We start from the raw sequence: 17,019 nt of genomic DNA on the forward strand, positions 1-17,019 counted from the left end.
AGCAGTTTTAAAGTTTAGACTTTGTTATTATCAATTTTGGCAACGGTTGCTTTGCAACTAGATGCCACTCTTGAATTCTATATCTGCTGAGAATTGAGCCAGCGTCACGAAACTCATCGTCAGCTTTATCACCAGCAATATGATTATTGCCGTCTGCATTCTGCACAACCACAGATACTCTATCCATTGCCAAAGCCACAATTTCTCAACTTATGCAGCGCTTGTTCCGCATGCCGATGATGAGTAAATACGCCTATAGCACGCTGATGTACACTTAAGTCCATTATTTTTCCTTATTGCTCCTTAGCAGCACAGGTAAATATTTGTTTGCAAATTTATTAGGACTTTAATAATATTTAGGCATTTTTAGATTTACTTATCATCAATCTTTTGGAATAAATTCTGTCTTCAACAAGAGTGATAGAGCAAGTATTACAACTTAAGGCAATAAATATTTAAGAATGTGAGGATATTTGATTTAAGTGTAAGGTATTAATAAACATCTTAAACTAGCTAGGTTTGCTGGTATGTATCGATTTAGCTAAATTTAGACTTGAAATTTACTGCTAGTAAGTAGTCACACAAATGCTAGAAACTAGTCACAAAAGTTATAAAATTTTAGTTATAATCAATTTTTTGAAAGTAAGACATTAATACGAAAAACCTTATCCTGTATCATTCTTTGGGATTATTAAACTATATTTAATTACTTAGGTTTATGAAATATCAAGATGATTGAAGTCACTCCTCGGAGAGAAGATTTACCTAAACTAAATTGTGTAATTTATAAAAAAGACACAGCAAGATTTTGAGGAATAAAAGAATGCCACTCCAGAAAATAAGTGAATTTGATGCAGACTACCATAATACTATTGAAGGCAATGACATCAAAGGAATGGGTGTGTATGTTCAAGGAACTGATGAGAAGATTGGCACAGTAAATGATGCTGTAGTAGACGACCAAGGAGCATTCCGCTATTTAATTGTTGACATCGGCTTTTGGATTTTTGGCAAGAAAGTCTTACTACCAGTAGGTAAATCGCGTATTGACTCTACAGCAAACCGTGTATATGTCGTTGGTATAACAAGAGAGCAAGCGGAAAATTTACCTGAATATCAAGAGCATACAACGCTTGACTACAACTATGAAGAACAGGTGCGTGGAGGATATCGTACACCGTCTGTAGAAAGTTCAGCTGCGCTAGGATCGACAGTTGGTCGCACTACTCCAAGTTCTGACAACTACACCTACGCACACGACGCGGATCTGTATGATGTGAACGCTCACGAAGACCGAACTTTCAAACTTTACCAAGAAAGGCTAGTTGCTAATAAACAGCGCCGAAAAAGCGGAGAAGTAGCGATTAGTAAGCATGTTGAAACCGAAACTGCAAGAGTTGCTGTTCCGGTGGAAAAAGAGCGAGTCGTGATTGAGCGAGTGACTTCTCAAGACACAGGCAAAGTTGTGTCTGCTGAAGCGACTGACTTTGGCGAGGGCGAGGTAGCACATATAGACCTCTATGAAGAAGTTGCAGACATCCATAAGGAAGCTTTTTTGCGAGAAGAAGTCAGAGTGCAGAAAGTTGTAGACAAAGAAACCGTTGAAGGTCAAGAAACGATTCGACGCGAAGAATTAGATGTTAACACTGATGGAACTCGAATAGAGAATAAAACTGACCGGGGTTAACCTACTTAAACTACAAAGGTCATTGCATTTGAGTTAGTAGGAGTGGGTTTTCTACCTACTTCCACTCAAAATACTCTCAGTAGATTGATATTAAGCGATCGCTCAGATTAAGCCTAACGAACGGGATAATGTTGCACGGGCATTTTTCAAGCACTTAAAGCAAAGAGGTCTAGACGAGCGCCATCTAGAGCGAGATTTGGGACTTTCTACCCACAACCCTAACCACATAAGTGCAGATGACCTCAGCAAGGTGGCATCTTTCACATATCATAGCCATCCTGACATCTTCCACGAAGTGATGGCTGAACAACCAGCGATTCTTAAGTTTCTCAGTAATCCAGTGGTCGGAGCAGCTTTAGGAGCGATCGCCTCTAAATGGTTTGGTCGTCATAAGTAAGCACCAAACTTGATACACATAGTCCTTTGTCTGGACGCTACAAATATAAAGGAGACGATGATTATGACTCAGAATAAGCAACAAGCAGATAAGTATGACGAAAATACCGACCCCGATCAAGAGCAAACCGATGCTCAATCTTCAGGATCAGGCATTGGTGCTGGTATAGCTGGTGCAGCGATTGGTGGTATAGTTGGTGGTCGAGTTGGAGGTGTATTTGGTGCTGTCGCGGGCGCGGTAGCAGGCGCTTTGGCTGGCAAGGGTACATCTGAAGCTGTTCACGATTCTGTTGAAGGTATAGTAGATGCAGCAAAGAGTATAGCTGAGACTGTTAACCACTCTGTAGAAGAGGTAACAGAAGTAGCCAAAGATACAGCACAAGCAGTGAAGCCATCCGTTGTTGATATAGTAGAGGCAGTTAAGGAGACAGTTGAGGAAACCAAGCCATCTGTAGTTGATGCAATTAAGGGTGCAGCCCAAGAGGTCAAACCAGCCGTTAAAAATGTAGCGGACGCTGTTAAGGAGACAGTTGAGGAAGTCAAACCAGCTTTCAAAGATGCAGCAAAAGATACAGCGAATGCAGTAAAGGGTGCAGCCCAAGAGGTCAAACCAGCCGTTAAAAATGTAGCAGACGCTGTTAAGGAGACAGTTGAGGAAGTCAAACCAGCTTTCAAAGATGCAGCAAAAGATACAGCGAATGCAGTAAAGGGTGCAGCCCAAGAGGTCAAACCAGCCGTTAAAAATGTAGCGGACTCTGTTAAGGAGACAGTTGAGGAAGCCAAACCAGCTTTCAAAGATGCAGCAAAAGATACAGCGAATGCAGTAAAGGGTGCAGCCCAAGAGGTCAAACCAGCCGTTAAAAATGTAGCGGACTCTGTTAAAGAGACAGTTGAGGAAGCCAAACCAGCTTTCAAAGATGCAGCAAAAGATACATCGAATGCAGCAAAGGGTGCAGCCCAAGAGGTCAAATCAGCTAGTAATCAGGGCGTAGGATTAGATGAACGGCTGGTTGCAGATAATAAGCAGGTGAAAACTGAAAATGTTGGCATGAGGAAAAGTGTTGAAACTCACTCACCCCAATCACTCCCAGTAGAAATTATTGATCGAACCACCTCTGTAAACACTGACACACTATGAGATGGTGATAAGTTAGACATTCCTTAAGGGGTGTTAGGGGACTTGCAAAAAATAAAGCATTCCCTCATAGATAATTAGGACTTACGCAAAAAGGCAGTGAAAGCCTTGATTTACCGTAGGGGCAATTCATGTAGACGCAAAGCGGTGAGGGGGTCGCAGTCTTGGCGGTTTCCGTCGTTAGCGCAGCGTTAGCGACGCAGGAGCGTCTTGCGAACCCCCGAACCCGGAGGGCTTCCTACAGGGTATTAGCTCCTACATATTAGATAAAATGTGAGTCACTATTTTTATATTCTAACCTCCTGCATTCTTCACACAAGACTAACAGCCGCCTCTAACATTCGTATTGTCCCAAGTTCAGCATCTATTTCCACTTCCACACCTATTGGCAAGGTAAATTTATTTTTAATATGACCAATCATTGAACCATACCAAGCAGGAATATTTAAAGGAAGTATGTGTTGTTGCAATACTTGCATTAATGTAAACGATGGTTCATCCCCAAGACTACATTTAGTGCATTGCCCAAAGATAAAGCCAGCAATTTGATTAAGTATCCCAGCAGTTTTTAACTGTGTCAGCATCCTATCTACACGGTAAACATCCTCGCCAATTTCTTCCACAAACAAAATGCTTTTGTTCCAAGAAGGTAGGTAAGGTGAACCAACCATCGCTGATAGCACTGATAAATTTCCACCTATAAGTTTACCCCTCGCCTTTCCCGATGCTATTATCTCCAACCGCACTTCGCTAGGGTTGAGATTTTGCATAGTTACAGCTTCACCATTAAATAGGATGCGTTTAAAGTAATCCACTGTAAACTGATTCCAGGTAGATGTAGCAACTGGCCCATGAAAAGTAATCATTTGACTACGGGCATTAATTGCTAACAACAGCGTCGTAATATCACTGTACCCGATGATAATTTTCGGATGGGAGCGGATTAGCGAGTAGTTGAGTAGGGGTAAAATGCGATTACAACCCCAACCACCACGCATGGGAATAATTGCTTTTATGGTGCGATCGCTAAACATCAAGTTTACATCCTGGGCGCGATCGGTATCTTTACCCGCTAAATAGCCATAACGGTCTAAAATATGCTTCCCCAGCTTTACTTTTAACCCTAACTGTGAAATTGATTGCTGCGCTGCTTCGATGTCTTTAGCGTCAACGATACCCGCCGGAGAAATCAATCCTACGGTATCGCCCACTTGCAGATGGGGCGGCTTGCTGCTGGTATTTGGAGATGGCTTACCTTGGGCGGTAAATGATGGTATCTGGGTGGCTAGTGTAGCTAGTCCACAGGTTGTGAGAAATTCCCGACGTTTGATAGTCATAATTTATAATTATGAATTATGAATTATGAATTAGGTTAATACTAAAGCTCTGCTACCTCATCAACTAACCTATCTGAGTTCAAAAATCCACTATTTTTTAGCCAAAAACCTTAAACTGCGTAGGTTGGATTGCCCTTTGCTTTAACCCAACCTACAATTTTTCCTAATACCAATTCTGTATGAAGATGCGCTAAACCATATTTAAGTACAAGAAAGAAAAACGAACCGCATTGGCGCAGCGTCTCGTAAGAGTTGGACGCAAAGGACACAAAGAAAGAAAGAAGAAGTTAAGAGAGTTTGGCGCAGCCTCACAAAGAAATGGTATAGCAGTCCTAAATCATTTGTGAAAATTATATATCTCTTTCTTCTTTCTTCCCTTTGCGCCCTTAACGTACTTTGCGGTTCGTTTTCTTATTTATATTTTTCACGAATCAAATAGGACTGCTATATAACCCAAGTGTTTTATACAAAACTTTAGTGAGTGCTTTAGCACTCACTAATAGCTACAATTATCTCAAATCATCTTTGAGATTAAATTTAAACCTCTTATATTGCATTTAAAACCAAAAACTCATTCTTAGCAAACTTCTTATCAGTATCAAACAAATCACCAATTACAGGCAAAAGATTGTCATATAATTGCATCGCCTGTAAACAAGTATTAATACTAGAAGCTGCTGAATTATATGCTGTAATATTTTCTTCAACAATATTTAGTAATCGGCAATTATTCGCAATTTTTTCTTCAGCTTCTTGTTCTAATGTTTTCTCTAAATAAGCACGCGCCTGTGGGTATTGCTGCAAAATTTCATCTGCTTGCTGTTCTGCCATTGGTAACAACTGAGTTTTGAGGGTTTGATTAATGGTTTGACGAAAAGATTTACGAATAGTTTGGGAAACTTTTGGTTCAAAATCTAACTTCAATAATTGCCTAATTGCTGGTTCTGCTTCCACAATACTTTCAGCATCGTAACCTTGAGAAGTTTGTAATAGAGTTTGGCGAAATTGATATATAGAAAAAGTACCTTCATCATAAAATCTAGGGCTTTCTCGCACAAAGCGATCGCACTCTACACTAGCTGCACTCACTAATGCTTGAGTAACTACTTTTTCTACAGTTCTGATCTCTTGTTCAATGCCACCATCATGATCTAATAAACGATACAACTGGCGATAATATTCTGACTTGCGAATCTTTTCAATCAACTGCTGGAAATAATTTGTAACTACTTGCTGAGAAGATTCAACTAAAATATCTTCTAATTGATTTGCTAAGTAATAAAATGCCTCTACTAAAATAGCAATCAAAGGTGCAGTAGCGTTGCGAGGATGGCTAATGGTTGCACGTCGATAAGCATAAGCTACAGAAAAAGTATCTAGCAATTCATCTAAACGGCGAATCATTCGTGATTGCAATTGCTTAAAATCTGCTTCAAAAGCATCACAAGAATTATTAATTACATGATTAACTTCTTCTGTAATATGCTCACTAAATTCTCTCCCAATGTGCTGGAGTTGCTGATTTAGGCGTTGTAACTCTTGCGCCTTCATCGTCTCAATTTCTTGGGGCTGACTATCTAAATCGCGTTGGAGACTCTGATAATATTTTTTCAGTTTAATACAAACATCTTCTAAATCATCAGCAAGATTTTTAAATAATTGTGGACGCTTTTCTTCGGTAAGATAACGAGTAATAGCTGTGCGAAATTCTTCAGTACCACTATCTTGAATTAGCTTTTCAATCAGTTCATTTCCCCAATCTCCTAGAATCCGCACATAATTTTGATTTGGGGTTTCAAAGCCGTTAACAGAAACACGGAATTTACTGGAAGATAGCTTTCCTGAATTTACACAATAGTTGTTAAACGCATAGACAAATTGTGGAGTTTCTTCTTTACCATCTAAACCTTTAATACTTTCTGCAAAAACAGAATCTAAACCAAATCTATCTTGTTGACTTGTCTGTTTAATCTGACTGCCATAAAATCCTAATAATCCACTTGTTTTATAAACCTTACTTGAATTGCCAAATTGCCCACTAATTAAATCATCTAATCGTTGCCGTAGCTGAGTATTATACCAAGTTTCATCGATCCGGTTGAAGACATAGAAAACGCGATCGCGTACTCCCCCATTCTCCCGCATTAATTCCAAAAGTTCTGTTTCTTCTTTTGTCATCTCACCCGCCGCCGCAGGTTTTAGCACACACACCACCGCCGAAGTATCAGGATGTTGAATTTTGGCATAAGTTAGTTGGGCGTCTTTGTCTACTGGTGCATCTATCCCCGGCGTGTCAATAATTACATTGCCATCATGTAGCAAAGGATGATTGCAGTAATATTCTATTCGCTTCAATACGGCACTATTACTACCACGACGGGCATATCCAGCCGCTTCCTTGAGATTGGAAAAGTTAAATTGCTCCATTGAATATGTAGCATTAGTCACCGTGTTGATGCGATCGCTATTTGCTATATATCCTTCTAGCAACAACATTAACGCCTTCGCCTGTTTTGCACGTTCTGATTTACTCTCACCACCCTCCTGCTGAATAATAGTTTCAGAACCTTGACGTAGCAAGTTAATTACCTCAGCTTGGTTGATATTAGGTACTGTCTGAAATCCTAGTTGCTGACACAAAGAAACTACTTGTTCTCGAATCTCTGCTTCACTTAAAAACGTCAAAACAACACGTTCTTTATCTACTTCTGCATACTCGATTTTGCATTCTGTACCTGTAGCGTGTCCCTCTGCACTGTAGAGTAATTCTCTTTCTAATAGTGCATTAATTAGCATTGATTTCCCAGCACTAAACGCACCTGCAAACACAATCTCAAACTTGGGAGAAATCGCCTTACTTAAAGAAGTTCGTACAGGTGTAATATCTTGGGAACGTAGCGTTGGTTCTTGTTGTAAAAGTTGTAATATAGACTCAACCTGCTCTTTCAAATTTTTGCACTGAAGCGGCATATCTGACATATTCAGCATCCTGACAATATTTATGTATATATTAGTAACATTTAGTGTTATGATGGTTCAGTAAAATTCCTGATAATTTCACTGTGCTTTAGCTGCTGGATATTACTAGGACTGACGCACTGTACAAATTAATTAATCAGCGGTTATTCTACAAACCAAAGCCTACCTGGTTGCGGAAGTAGCGGTCAATTTAGAGTTTTTAATAGTGCGCCCAGTCTGACCACATCAGGTTTTGTTGTGCAAGTGTCGGGGCATACATCTATACGCCTCTACTTAGAACACGGAACTTCAAGCGTAGAACCTTAAAGTTCACTCGCTGACTAACAAGAAATAAACACAGGAGAAAATCATGGCTAATTTATCATTCAACCTGTTTAACCTCTCTGATTTGAATGGCACTAATGGCTTTATAATTAATGGCATTGCAGCATATGACCAGTTAGGCATCTCAGTCAGCAATGCGGGGGACATCAACGGTGATGGTATTGACGACCTGATTATTGGGGCAGATGAAGCCGACCCCAATGGCAAAGATTCTGCTGGGCAGAGCTATGTAGTGTTTGGGCGAACCAATGTGGGAAGTGGCGGCACCCTCAACCTCTCTGATTTGAATGACACTAATGGCTTTATAATTAATGGCATTGCAGGAGAAGACGCATCAGGCATCTCAGTCAGCAATGCGGGCGACATCAACGGTGATGGTATTGACGACCTGATTATTGGCGCAAAATATGCCGACCCTAACGGCATCGGTGATGCTGGGCAAAGCTATGTGGTGTTTGGGGGGACGAATCTGGGCAGTAGCGGCAGCCTCAACCTCTCTGATTTGAATGGCAGTAATGGCTTTTTGATTAACGGCATTGCAGTAAAAGACTTTTCAGGTAACTCAGTCAGCAATGCGGGGGATATCAACAAAGATGGCATTGACGACCTGATTATTGGGTCATATGCTGCCAATCGCAACGGTAACTTTGAGGCTGGGGAAAGCTATGTGGTGTTTGGGGGGACGAATCTGGGCAGTGGCGGCAGCCTCAATCTCTCTGATTTGGATGGCACTAATGGCTTTATAATTAACGCCTTTGCAGAAGGTGGTCGTTTAGGCAACTCAGTCAGCAATGCGGGGGACATCAACGGTGATGGTATTGACGACCTGATTATTGGGGCAAATGAAGCCGACCCCAACGGTATCGTTGCTGCTGGGCAAAGCTATGTAGTGTTTGGGGGGACGAATCTGGGCAGTGGCGGCAGCCTCAACCTCTCTGATTTGAATGGCAGTAATGGCTTTTTCATTAACGGCATTGCAGGAGAAGACGCATCAGGTTTCTCAGTCAGCAATGCGGGGGACATCAACGGTGATGGCATTGACGACCTGATTATTGGCGCATATCGTGCCTCCCCTAACGGGAACTTTGAGGCTGGGCAGAGCTATGTAGTCTTTGGGGAAATGAATCTGGGCAATGGTGGCATCCTCAACCTCTCTTCTTTGGATGGCACTAATGGCTTTTTCATTAACGGTATTGTTAAAGGTGGTGAATCAGGCTTCTCAGTTAGCAATGCTGGGGACATCAACGGTGATGGCATTGACGACCTGATTATTGGGGCACAAAATGCCTTCCCCAATGGCAACTCTGATGCTGGGCAAAGCTACGTGGTGTTTGGAGGGACGAATCTGGGCAGTAGCGGCAGCCTCAACCTCTCTGACCTGAATGGCATTAATGGCTTTTTCATTAACGGCATTGCAGCAGATGACTTTTCAGGCTTCTCAGTCAGCAATGCGGGGGACATCAACGGTGATGGCATTGACGACTTAATTATTGGCGCACCATATGCCTTGGGCAACGGCAACTATCGTGCTGGGCAAAGCTATGTGGTGTTTGGAGGGACGAATATTGCTAGTAGCAACATCTCTTTTAACCTGACTGGAACTGCCGATGCAGATACCTTATTTAGCACACCTAGTAACAACATCATTGATGGGTTAACTGGTGACGATACCCTAACAGGTAACGGTGGTCAAGATAAATTTATTATTCGCTTTGGCGATGGCAATGATACCATCACCGATTTTGGTGGCATTGGTAAAGGCACAACCCCAACGTCAGCGGTGATTGCCAATGCTGACACCTTGCAATTTACGGGTAGTGGTTTAACTCCCCAAAATCTGCAATTAATTCAAAATGGTAACAACTTAAAAGTCAGCTTTGAAAATGTACCTAATACCATCACTCTGCAAAACTTTAAGTTAGAAAACTTGGACAATCTGAAAGCTTCTGGCAATATCCTATTTGATGGGCAAACCAACATCGCTGACAGCTTTGATGTCTTCGATGCCAATTCCATTCAAACTACGCTATTTAACAAGAACACGGTGACTTTCCTCAATGATCTCAACAATAACATCACGGGTTTTGACAACTCTGCTGATGTGATTAATGGGCAGGGGGGTGACGATATCATCGACGGCAAGAGTGGCAATGACTTGCTGCGGGGTGGTGCAGGTAATGATACGCTTGTCGGTGGTGCAGGCAATGATACCCTTGTCGGTAATGCGGGTGCCGACTCTTCCTTCAACCTCTCTGATTTGAATGGCACGAATGGTTTTATAATTAACGGCATTGCAGAACGTGACTACTCAGGTTTCTCAGTTAGCAATGCCGGGGACATCAACAACGATGGCTTTGACGACCTGATTATTGGGGCACCATATGCCTCTGACAGTGGCCACTCTGGTGTTGGGCACAGCTATGTGGTCTTTGGGGGGACGAATCTGGGCAGTGGCGGCACCCTCAATCTCTCTGATTTGAATGGCACGAATGGCTTTATAATTAACGGCATTGCAGCAGATGACTTCTTAGGCGGCTCAGTCAGCAATGCGGGGGACATCAACAACGATGGCATTGACGACCTGATTATTGGAGCAAGTAGTGCGTCTCCCAACGGCATTGATAATGCTGGGCAAAGCTATGTAGTTTTTGGGAGGACGAATCTGGGCAGTGGCGGTACCTTCAACCTCTCTGACTTGGATGGCACTAATGGCTTTTTGATTAACGGCATTGCAGCAGGTGACGTTTTAGGCGGCTCAGTCAGCAATGCGGGGGACATCAACAACGATGGCATTGACGACCTGATTATTGGAGCAAGTAGTGCGTCTCCCAACGGCATTGATAATGCTGGGCAAAGCTATGTAGTTTTTGGGAGGACGAATCTGGGCAGTGGCGGTACCTTCAACCTCTCTGACTTGGATGGCACTAATGGCTTTTTGATTAACGGCATTGCAGCAGGTGACGTTTTAGGTAACTCACTCAGCAATGCGGGGGACATCAACGGTGATGGTATTGACGACCTGATTATTGGGGCCGCAGAAAATGGCTCCCCCGAGGGTTATTATGGTGCTGGGAAAAGTTATGTAGTGTTTGGGGGAACAAATCTGGGCAATGGCGGCACCCTAGACCTCTCTTCTTTGGATGGGACTAATGGCTTTATAATTAACGTCATTGCTGATATTGTCGCATTAGGTTCCTCAGTAAGCAATGCAGGAGACATCAACAATGATGGCATTGACGACTTGATTATTGCGGCAGAGGGTTATTATAGTGCTGGGAAAAGTTATGTGGTGTTCGGGGGAACAAATCTAGGTATTGGCGGCATCTTAGACCTCTCTTCTTTGGATGGGACTAATGGCTTTTTAATTAAGCGCATTGGCCGTAGTAGTGAGTACCCAATTTACTCAGTCAGCAAAGCGGGGGACATCAACAACGATGGCGTTGACGACCTGATTATTGGGGAATCTAATGCCACCGCCAACGGCAAAGATACTGCTGGGCAAAGCTATGTAGTGTTTGGGGGAATGAATCTGGGCAGTAGCGGCACTCTCAACCTCTCTGATTTGAATGCCACTAACGGCTTCATAATCAACGGCATAGCAGCATATGACTCTTCAGGTTTCTCAGTCAGCAATGCGGGGGACATCAGCGGTGATGGTATTGATGACCTGATTATTGGAGCACCAAATGCCAGCCCCAACGGCAACACTTGGGCTGGGCAAAGCTATGTGGTGTTTGGGGGGACGAATATAAATAGTGACGATGCCCTTAACCCGACGGTGACTCCTGGTAATGATACCCTGACGGGCAACAGCCGTCAAGATAAATTTGTATTTCGCCCCGGCGATGGCAATGATACCATTACCGATTTTAGTGGCATTGGTAAAGGCACAACCCCAACGTCGGCGGTGATTGCTTCCTTGGACACCTTACAATTTATCGGTTCGGGTTTAACTGCCCAAAATCTGCAATTAACTCAAAATGCTAACAACTTAGAAGTTACCTTTGAAAATGTCGCATCTACCAAAGTCACTTTGCAAAACTTCAAATTAGAAAGCCTCGATAATCTGCCTGCTTCTGGAGCAACACCTGCGATTGGCAATATAGAGTTTGATGGGCAAACCAACATCGCCGACAGCTTTGATGTCTTCGATGCCAACTCCACTCAAACTAGCCTGTTTAACAAAAACACAGTCACATTCCTCAATGACCTGAATAACAGCATCACAGGTTTTGAAAACTCCAACGATGTGATTAATGCTCAAGGGGGTAATGACATTATCTATGGCTTGAGTGGCAATGATCTATTGCGAGGCGGTGCTGGTAATGATACTCTCGTCGGTGGTGCTGGCAATGATACTCTTGTCGGTGGTGCTGGCGCTGACTATTTCGTTTACAACACCGATGCAGTTTTTGGTCTGAGTGCTGTTGGTGTAGATGCGATCGCTGACTTTAACAGTTCCCAAGGTGATAAGATTGTCCTAGATAAAATTACCTTTAGTACGCTTGCTTCAACTGCTGGAACAGGTTTTAGTAACAATAGTGATTTTCAAATCATTTCTAATAGCGGAACCAGCACAGCGAAAATTATCTACGACGCTATGAGTGGACAGTTATTTTACAACCAAAATGGCAGTGCGGCTGGTTTTGGTAGTGGCGGTCTATTTGCAACTCTGACTGGTGCGCCAACTTTAAGTGCATCAGATTTTGTTGTGCAAGTTTAGATGCTATTTTCAGGTAAATATACCATGTGGTAGGGGCACAGCAATACTCATTGCAACTTAGCGTGAAAGCCAGCCTAAAACTAGCTTTTAGCTTAAGTAGACACCAATGAGCAATGCTGTACCCCTACGACAACTGAATTCTGACCGGAGCAACGGAAACGTCTCCGGCTCCGCTCCTGAGTTCTGAATTCTTTTAATACAATCGCATAAATGATATTTTTACCTCTTTTGAGGCACTAATACAGGTAGTTTACGGGCATTAACTGCAAATTTAGCGTGTTGTCCAACAGTCAAAACATTAAACTGACTGGATATAATTTCTAAACTTTTATTCATTATTGCTAGCTTTTTGTAGGTAGGGACACTCATACCTGGGAAGAATGAGAGTTCTGGCACATCTTCTTGACTTACAAAATCTGTAGGATGGAGTAGCAAAGAAGGCTGGACGCGTGTAATTTTACACAGCCACAGGGCAATTCGCAGGTAGAGTAACGCCACTTCCGAAGAAAATGTACTCAGAAACATTATGTAACTGAAGTGAATTGGCACTTTAAAAATTGGCATGGTGGTAACGGGAATTTCAGTCAGTTTATCCTTATCTAGTTGCCACTGGTAAGGTTTTAGAGGCTGCAAACCCTCTTTAAAACCGCCAAACAGCGCTTCTCGTTTTTTACGTTCTTCCTTGCTCAATTTACAAGTTATTAAATAATATGCTCGTGCTATAGGCCCCAAAAATGTGGGAAAAGTCGAAGCATCATATTCGTATCCTCGTCGTGCTAAGACTTTCAATACTGCTGGAGAAAAACTGTATCCTGGCCCCCGGAAGCCGATAGGATGTTGATAAGTGACACGCTTGATATGTTCTTCGGCGAGCGCCACCTCTTCTTCAATCTCATTCTCTGAATACAGATGTAGCCAAGGATCGTGATAAAATGAATGGTTGCCAATTTCGTGGCCGGCGCTAGCGATCGCTTGTATTGCCTTAGTATTCTTTTCTAGTGCTGCATCCTGACCTACAATGAATACTGTGATTGTCAAATCCCATTGCTTGAGAATATCTAAGAAACGAGGTACTGCGATATCCAGGTAAGAAGGATAAGTCTCCCAACCCGGAGCGCCCTGATTTTTTAAATAAGACCAAATATTATCCAAGTCTAAAGAAAGACTGGCTATTGGTTTGTTTCCTTTTTGCTTTGTTTTCATTATAAGTTAAATTATTTGGACAATTTTAAGCGTCAATTATAGTCTAAGGTTTGGACTTTATTGGTCAAGTTTCATAGTTCGACCAGGGCTGAGTTTAAGGGAAACCTCAAGCGAGAATATTTGCGGCTCCTAATTTTCAAAATAAAAAGTTACTTTAAGAGCAGCATTTCGTAGGCATCACCCGTCATATCATGTCTGCTTGATTACTTATTAAACCTGAATCACCCCACCCCGCCAAAGCTACGCTTTGTCTCCCTGCCCCTAATCCCCAGAGGGGGCCCCGAGTTCCCCGATGCTTTGGCTACGGTGTACACACAAGTCTTTTGCTTCACAACACAAGTACTTTCGTTCGCAACACAAGTCTTTTGCTTCACAACACAAGTACTTTCGTTCACAACACAAGTACTTTCGTTCACAACACAAGTCTTTTTTGAGCCTTTGAGGGAATGAAACAGCTTTGCTTTTCGAGAGGGGTTGGGGGGATTAAAAGTCTGTGGAGCCACTCTAAAAGACTTGTGTGTACACCGTAGCCGATGCTTTGGGGAGCCAGCCCGGTCTTCTCCCTTCTCTACGAGACGCTCCGCGAACGCGGAGCGTTCCGTTCGCGCAGCGTCTCGTAGAGAAGGAAAGGCGTTAGCCTCTGCCTTTGGGAGAAGGGGAGACGCTTTAGCGCATAGTGCAGCGTAAAGCCTTCTCTTCCCTGCGGGACGCACTCGCGTTCGAGAGGCTTGTCTTGCGACACGCACTTGCGAACGCCTTCGGCATGGCAACTCTTAGAGAGGCTGCGCCAACGCTTAGAGCGAGTCATCAAGCGTCTGGGGGTTTCCCCCATAAGCGACTGGCGTGTGAGGTGCAATGACTGTGGGAATCATAAGTAATTACCCGGACTTGATATCATAGGCATTGCCTAGATTAGTATCGTCCTTTGATCTCGATTTTATCGAACCTTTGGACAACTTTTTACCCTGATACTTAGTTACTGGTCATTAATAATTATAACCAGGATACATATAAACTTACATAAGTAGATTTTAGCGTAGGCGTAGCCCGTCGCAGACATCGCGCTAGATATAGAAGTTATTAATGATTTGGATGCTCAATTTCTCTCATCACTTCCAATTAAAAGCAATTATACAAAAATTTTTATCTACATCTTAGATGTTGATTTGCTGCTTTTGGGTCAAACACATTGCAATTCTCTTTTCGTAGTAAGCTGCCTCATTAATAAAAATCGGCCAAACAGTAGATGCACCCTCATAAACAATTGTTTTATCGTCAAAAGTTATAAAAATTGGATCTCCTGGGTTCAAGGCTTGATAATCCTTATCCTGAAGCTCTGGATGAATCATTCCAAAGATTGTACCATCCGGTTTTTTTGGATAGTCTACAACTGATAAGTGGTCATAGAGAATCAACGTTTCATTATTTGATGGAATTTTACCCTGGTTAAACTGTTCTAGGTAGTCCAGAAGGGCGTGAACAAGTTCCTCTGTTTGTTGGAACAGCCTTGCTTTTAAAAGTCCTTGGGCAATTGGGCCAACCTCGAATGCAAAGCCTAATTCGCACAGAGAATTTACAAATGGGTTTTCTGCAAGTGATTTAAAAGAGCAGCGATAAACTCTAACCAGAGGATTAATCTGGCTTAGATAAGCAGCCAATTTCAAGTTTAAGGGATGACTGTTATCAAGAATAATTGTCAGACCCATATTAGCTGTACTGCTGTGCAGGTCTAAGATGAAATCTGCTTGTTTATCCCCATTTAATGCTAGGGTATTCTGGATTGATTTAGCTTGCAATTCTTCGTAACTTTTCAGATTCAAATCTTGTAAATCTTGCTTGAGAAAACAGCGATTTAAATCTTTCTCTACATATCGTCTCCCGGCGGCAAAAGCATGAGGATTTGCTAACAGAGTGACTGTTTCAAAACTTGATTTAGTAATTAAATCGGGAAACTGGGCAAATTTCTGGATTAGGTAGGCTCCTGTAAACTCATTACCATGAGTGCCACCGACAATTGCAACTCGATTAATCTGATTCATGAAGCATTCACCTTGCCGATGCGATCGCGATCGTGTGGTTGATTAAGATAGGACATATCAGGGCCATTGGGAATTATTCCGCCGGGATTGAGTGGGAATAGGTTCCCGTAGTAGTCACGCTTCACGGTTTCTACGTCGCAAGTGTCAGCTACACCTGGAAGCTGATACAAGTCACGTAGATAAGCTCCAAGATTCTGATAGTCTCGAATTCGCTGCTTATTGCATTTAAACAGCCCATAGTAGGCACTATCAAACCGAAATAATGTTGTGAATAAACGTACATCTGCAAGTGTCAGATGTTCACCGCAGAGATAGCGATTAGTCTGCAATGCAAGTTCAATCTCATCGAGAGTTGCGAACAGTTCATTACAGGCTTGATTGTATGCTTCTTGAGTCTGGGCAAAGCCACAGCGATACACACCGTTATTTACGGCGTGATAAATCTTTTCATTCCACCAGTCAATTTTCTCTTTAAGTTCTTCTGGGTAAAGATTTAGCGTCGGATTGTTAGCGAACTCGTTAAACTCAGAGTTCAGCATGACGATAATCTCTGAACTCTCATTATTGACGATGGTTTTTGTTTGGTTATCCCATAGTACTGGCACTGTAGAGCGCCCACTGTAGCCGGGTTCTGCCTTCTGATAAAATTCAGCCAGTGTGCGACAACCTTCTTCTTCTTGGTTGAATATCCAACCGCCTTCAATGGGAGAAGGAGAGACGATACATACTGATATTACCGCTTCGAGTTTTTTGAGCGATCGCACAACTAAAGTTCGATGTGCCCAAGGACAGCCCAGCCCAACATAGAGTTTGTAGCGCCCCGTTGCTGGTGGGTGTGGATTCCCTGATTCTCTACCGATGAACTTGCGAAACTGACTATTAGGACGAATATATGCTCCCGACTGATTGCGAGGAGCAAGATTTGACATCATTATCTGCCACATAGTCGTCCAGACAAACTTTCCTAGCCAGATAATCAGCTTGGGAGGAAGCGACTTGCCTTTCTTCTTGGGGAGATTTTTCTCGTCATCCATTGGAGTTGAGTTAGTCATGGCGACAATCTTGCTTTGGGAGCGATCGAAGTTAGCGCTGTATATGCTGTTAAGTTTATAGTCGGTAGGTTTCCATACCTACACGCATCTTGAGATTTCTTACTTTAACTCTACTACGCTTTGCCTCAACTGTTGAATCTATAT

9 protein-coding genes and 1 pseudogene are annotated in these 17,019 nt (G+C 42.6%); 4 read left to right on the forward strand and 6 right to left on the reverse strand.

Annotated elements, in window-relative coordinates; translation table 11 throughout:
- Window positions 1-7: 7 nt before the first annotated feature.
- Window positions 8-187, reverse strand: a complete 180-nt coding sequence (locus HWQ40_RS05795; protein ID WP_292775511.1) for a hypothetical protein — start codon at window positions 185-187, stop codon at window positions 8-10.
- 636 nt (window positions 188-823) lie between these two features.
- On the opposite strand from HWQ40_RS05795, the gene HWQ40_RS05800 reads away from it, so the two are divergent.
- The 3 genes and pseudogenes from HWQ40_RS05800 to HWQ40_RS05810 all read left to right on the forward strand — a co-directional run bounded on the left by HWQ40_RS05800 (window position 824) and on the right by HWQ40_RS05810 (window position 3,221).
- Entirely contained in the window at window positions 824-1,687 is an 864-nt protein-coding gene (locus HWQ40_RS05800; RefSeq protein ID WP_292775513.1) for a DUF2382 domain-containing protein, read from the forward strand.
- Window positions 1,688-1,781: 94 nt separating this feature from the next.
- A pseudogene (locus tag HWQ40_RS05805) lies at window positions 1,782-2,084 on the forward strand (hypothetical protein); the annotation flags it as partial.
- Window positions 2,085-2,147: 63 nt separating this feature from the next.
- Window positions 2,148-3,221 carry a hypothetical protein gene (locus HWQ40_RS05810; RefSeq protein ID WP_292775514.1) on the forward strand — a complete coding sequence of 358 codons (1,074 nt, stop codon included), beginning with the start codon at window positions 2,148-2,150 and terminating at the stop codon, window positions 3,219-3,221.
- Between the two features lie 308 nt (window positions 3,222-3,529).
- Here the strand turns inward: HWQ40_RS05810 and HWQ40_RS05815 are convergent, their stop codons facing one another.
- Together HWQ40_RS05815 and HWQ40_RS05820 are read right to left on the reverse strand one after the other, a co-directional pair.
- A complete protein-coding gene (locus tag HWQ40_RS05815; protein ID WP_292775515.1) occupies window positions 3,530-4,555 on the reverse strand; it encodes an LD-carboxypeptidase in 1,026 nt (341 codons plus the stop codon).
- Between the two features lie 546 nt (window positions 4,556-5,101).
- On the reverse strand, window positions 5,102-7,534 hold the full coding sequence (locus tag HWQ40_RS05820; protein ID WP_292775517.1) for a dynamin-like GTPase family protein: 2,433 nt from the start codon (window positions 7,532-7,534) through the stop codon (window positions 5,102-5,104).
- 349 nt (window positions 7,535-7,883) lie between these two features.
- Here HWQ40_RS05820 and HWQ40_RS05825 point away from each other — a divergent pair, with 349 nt between their 5' ends.
- Window positions 7,884-12,581: a hypothetical protein gene (locus tag HWQ40_RS05825; RefSeq protein ID WP_292775518.1), complete on the forward strand. Its 4,698-nt coding sequence runs from the start codon at window positions 7,884-7,886 to the stop codon at window positions 12,579-12,581.
- A 219-nt stretch (window positions 12,582-12,800) separates the two neighbouring features.
- Here HWQ40_RS05825 and HWQ40_RS05830 read toward each other — a convergent pair whose 3' ends face one another.
- From HWQ40_RS05830 to HWQ40_RS05840, 3 genes are all read right to left on the reverse strand, one after another.
- Entirely contained in the window at window positions 12,801-13,784 is a 984-nt protein-coding gene (locus HWQ40_RS05830; RefSeq protein ID WP_292775519.1) for a polysaccharide deacetylase family protein, read from the reverse strand.
- Window positions 13,785-14,938: 1,154 nt separating this feature from the next.
- Window positions 14,939-15,823, reverse strand: coding sequence for an aspartoacylase (locus HWQ40_RS05835; protein WP_292775520.1), 885 nt, complete (start codon window positions 15,821-15,823; stop codon window positions 14,939-14,941).
- Window positions 15,820-16,875, reverse strand: coding sequence for a glutathione S-transferase family protein (locus tag HWQ40_RS05840; protein WP_292775522.1), 1,056 nt, complete (start codon window positions 16,873-16,875; stop codon window positions 15,820-15,822). The genes HWQ40_RS05835 and HWQ40_RS05840 overlap by 4 nt, the downstream gene beginning before the upstream one ends.
- Between the last annotated feature and the right edge of the window lie 144 nt (window positions 16,876-17,019).

The sequence above is a fragment of the Nostoc sp. NMS9 genome (assembly GCF_017114995.1).
In the GTDB taxonomy this organism is placed as follows: domain Bacteria; phylum Cyanobacteriota; class Cyanobacteriia; order Cyanobacteriales; family Nostocaceae; genus Nostoc.

What these genes read in the sequence shown, in the direction of transcription:
- HWQ40_RS05840 (WP_292775522.1), bottom strand. Translation starts at nt 16,875, where the DNA reads ATGACTAACTCAACTCCAATGGATGACGAGAAAAATCTCCCCAAGAAG.
- HWQ40_RS05815 (WP_292775515.1), bottom strand. Translation starts at nt 4,555, where the DNA reads ATGACTATCAAACGTCGGGAATTTCTCACAACCTGTGGACTAGCTACA.
- HWQ40_RS05800 (WP_292775513.1), top strand. Translation starts at nt 824, where the DNA reads ATGCCACTCCAGAAAATAAGTGAATTTGATGCAGACTACCATAATACT.
- HWQ40_RS05830 (WP_292775519.1), bottom strand. Translation starts at nt 13,784, where the DNA reads ATGAAAACAAAGCAAAAAGGAAACAAACCAATAGCCAGTCTTTCTTTA.
- HWQ40_RS05820 (WP_292775517.1), bottom strand. Translation starts at nt 7,534, where the DNA reads ATGTCAGATATGCCGCTTCAGTGCAAAAATTTGAAAGAGCAGGTTGAG.
- HWQ40_RS05810 (WP_292775514.1), top strand. Translation starts at nt 2,148, where the DNA reads ATGACTCAGAATAAGCAACAAGCAGATAAGTATGACGAAAATACCGAC.
- HWQ40_RS05795 (WP_292775511.1), bottom strand. Translation starts at nt 187, where the DNA reads ATGGATAGAGTATCTGTGGTTGTGCAGAATGCAGACGGCAATAATCAT.
- HWQ40_RS05825 (WP_292775518.1), top strand. Translation starts at nt 7,884, where the DNA reads ATGGCTAATTTATCATTCAACCTGTTTAACCTCTCTGATTTGAATGGC.
- HWQ40_RS05835 (WP_292775520.1), bottom strand. Translation starts at nt 15,823, where the DNA reads ATGAATCAGATTAATCGAGTTGCAATTGTCGGTGGCACTCATGGTAAT.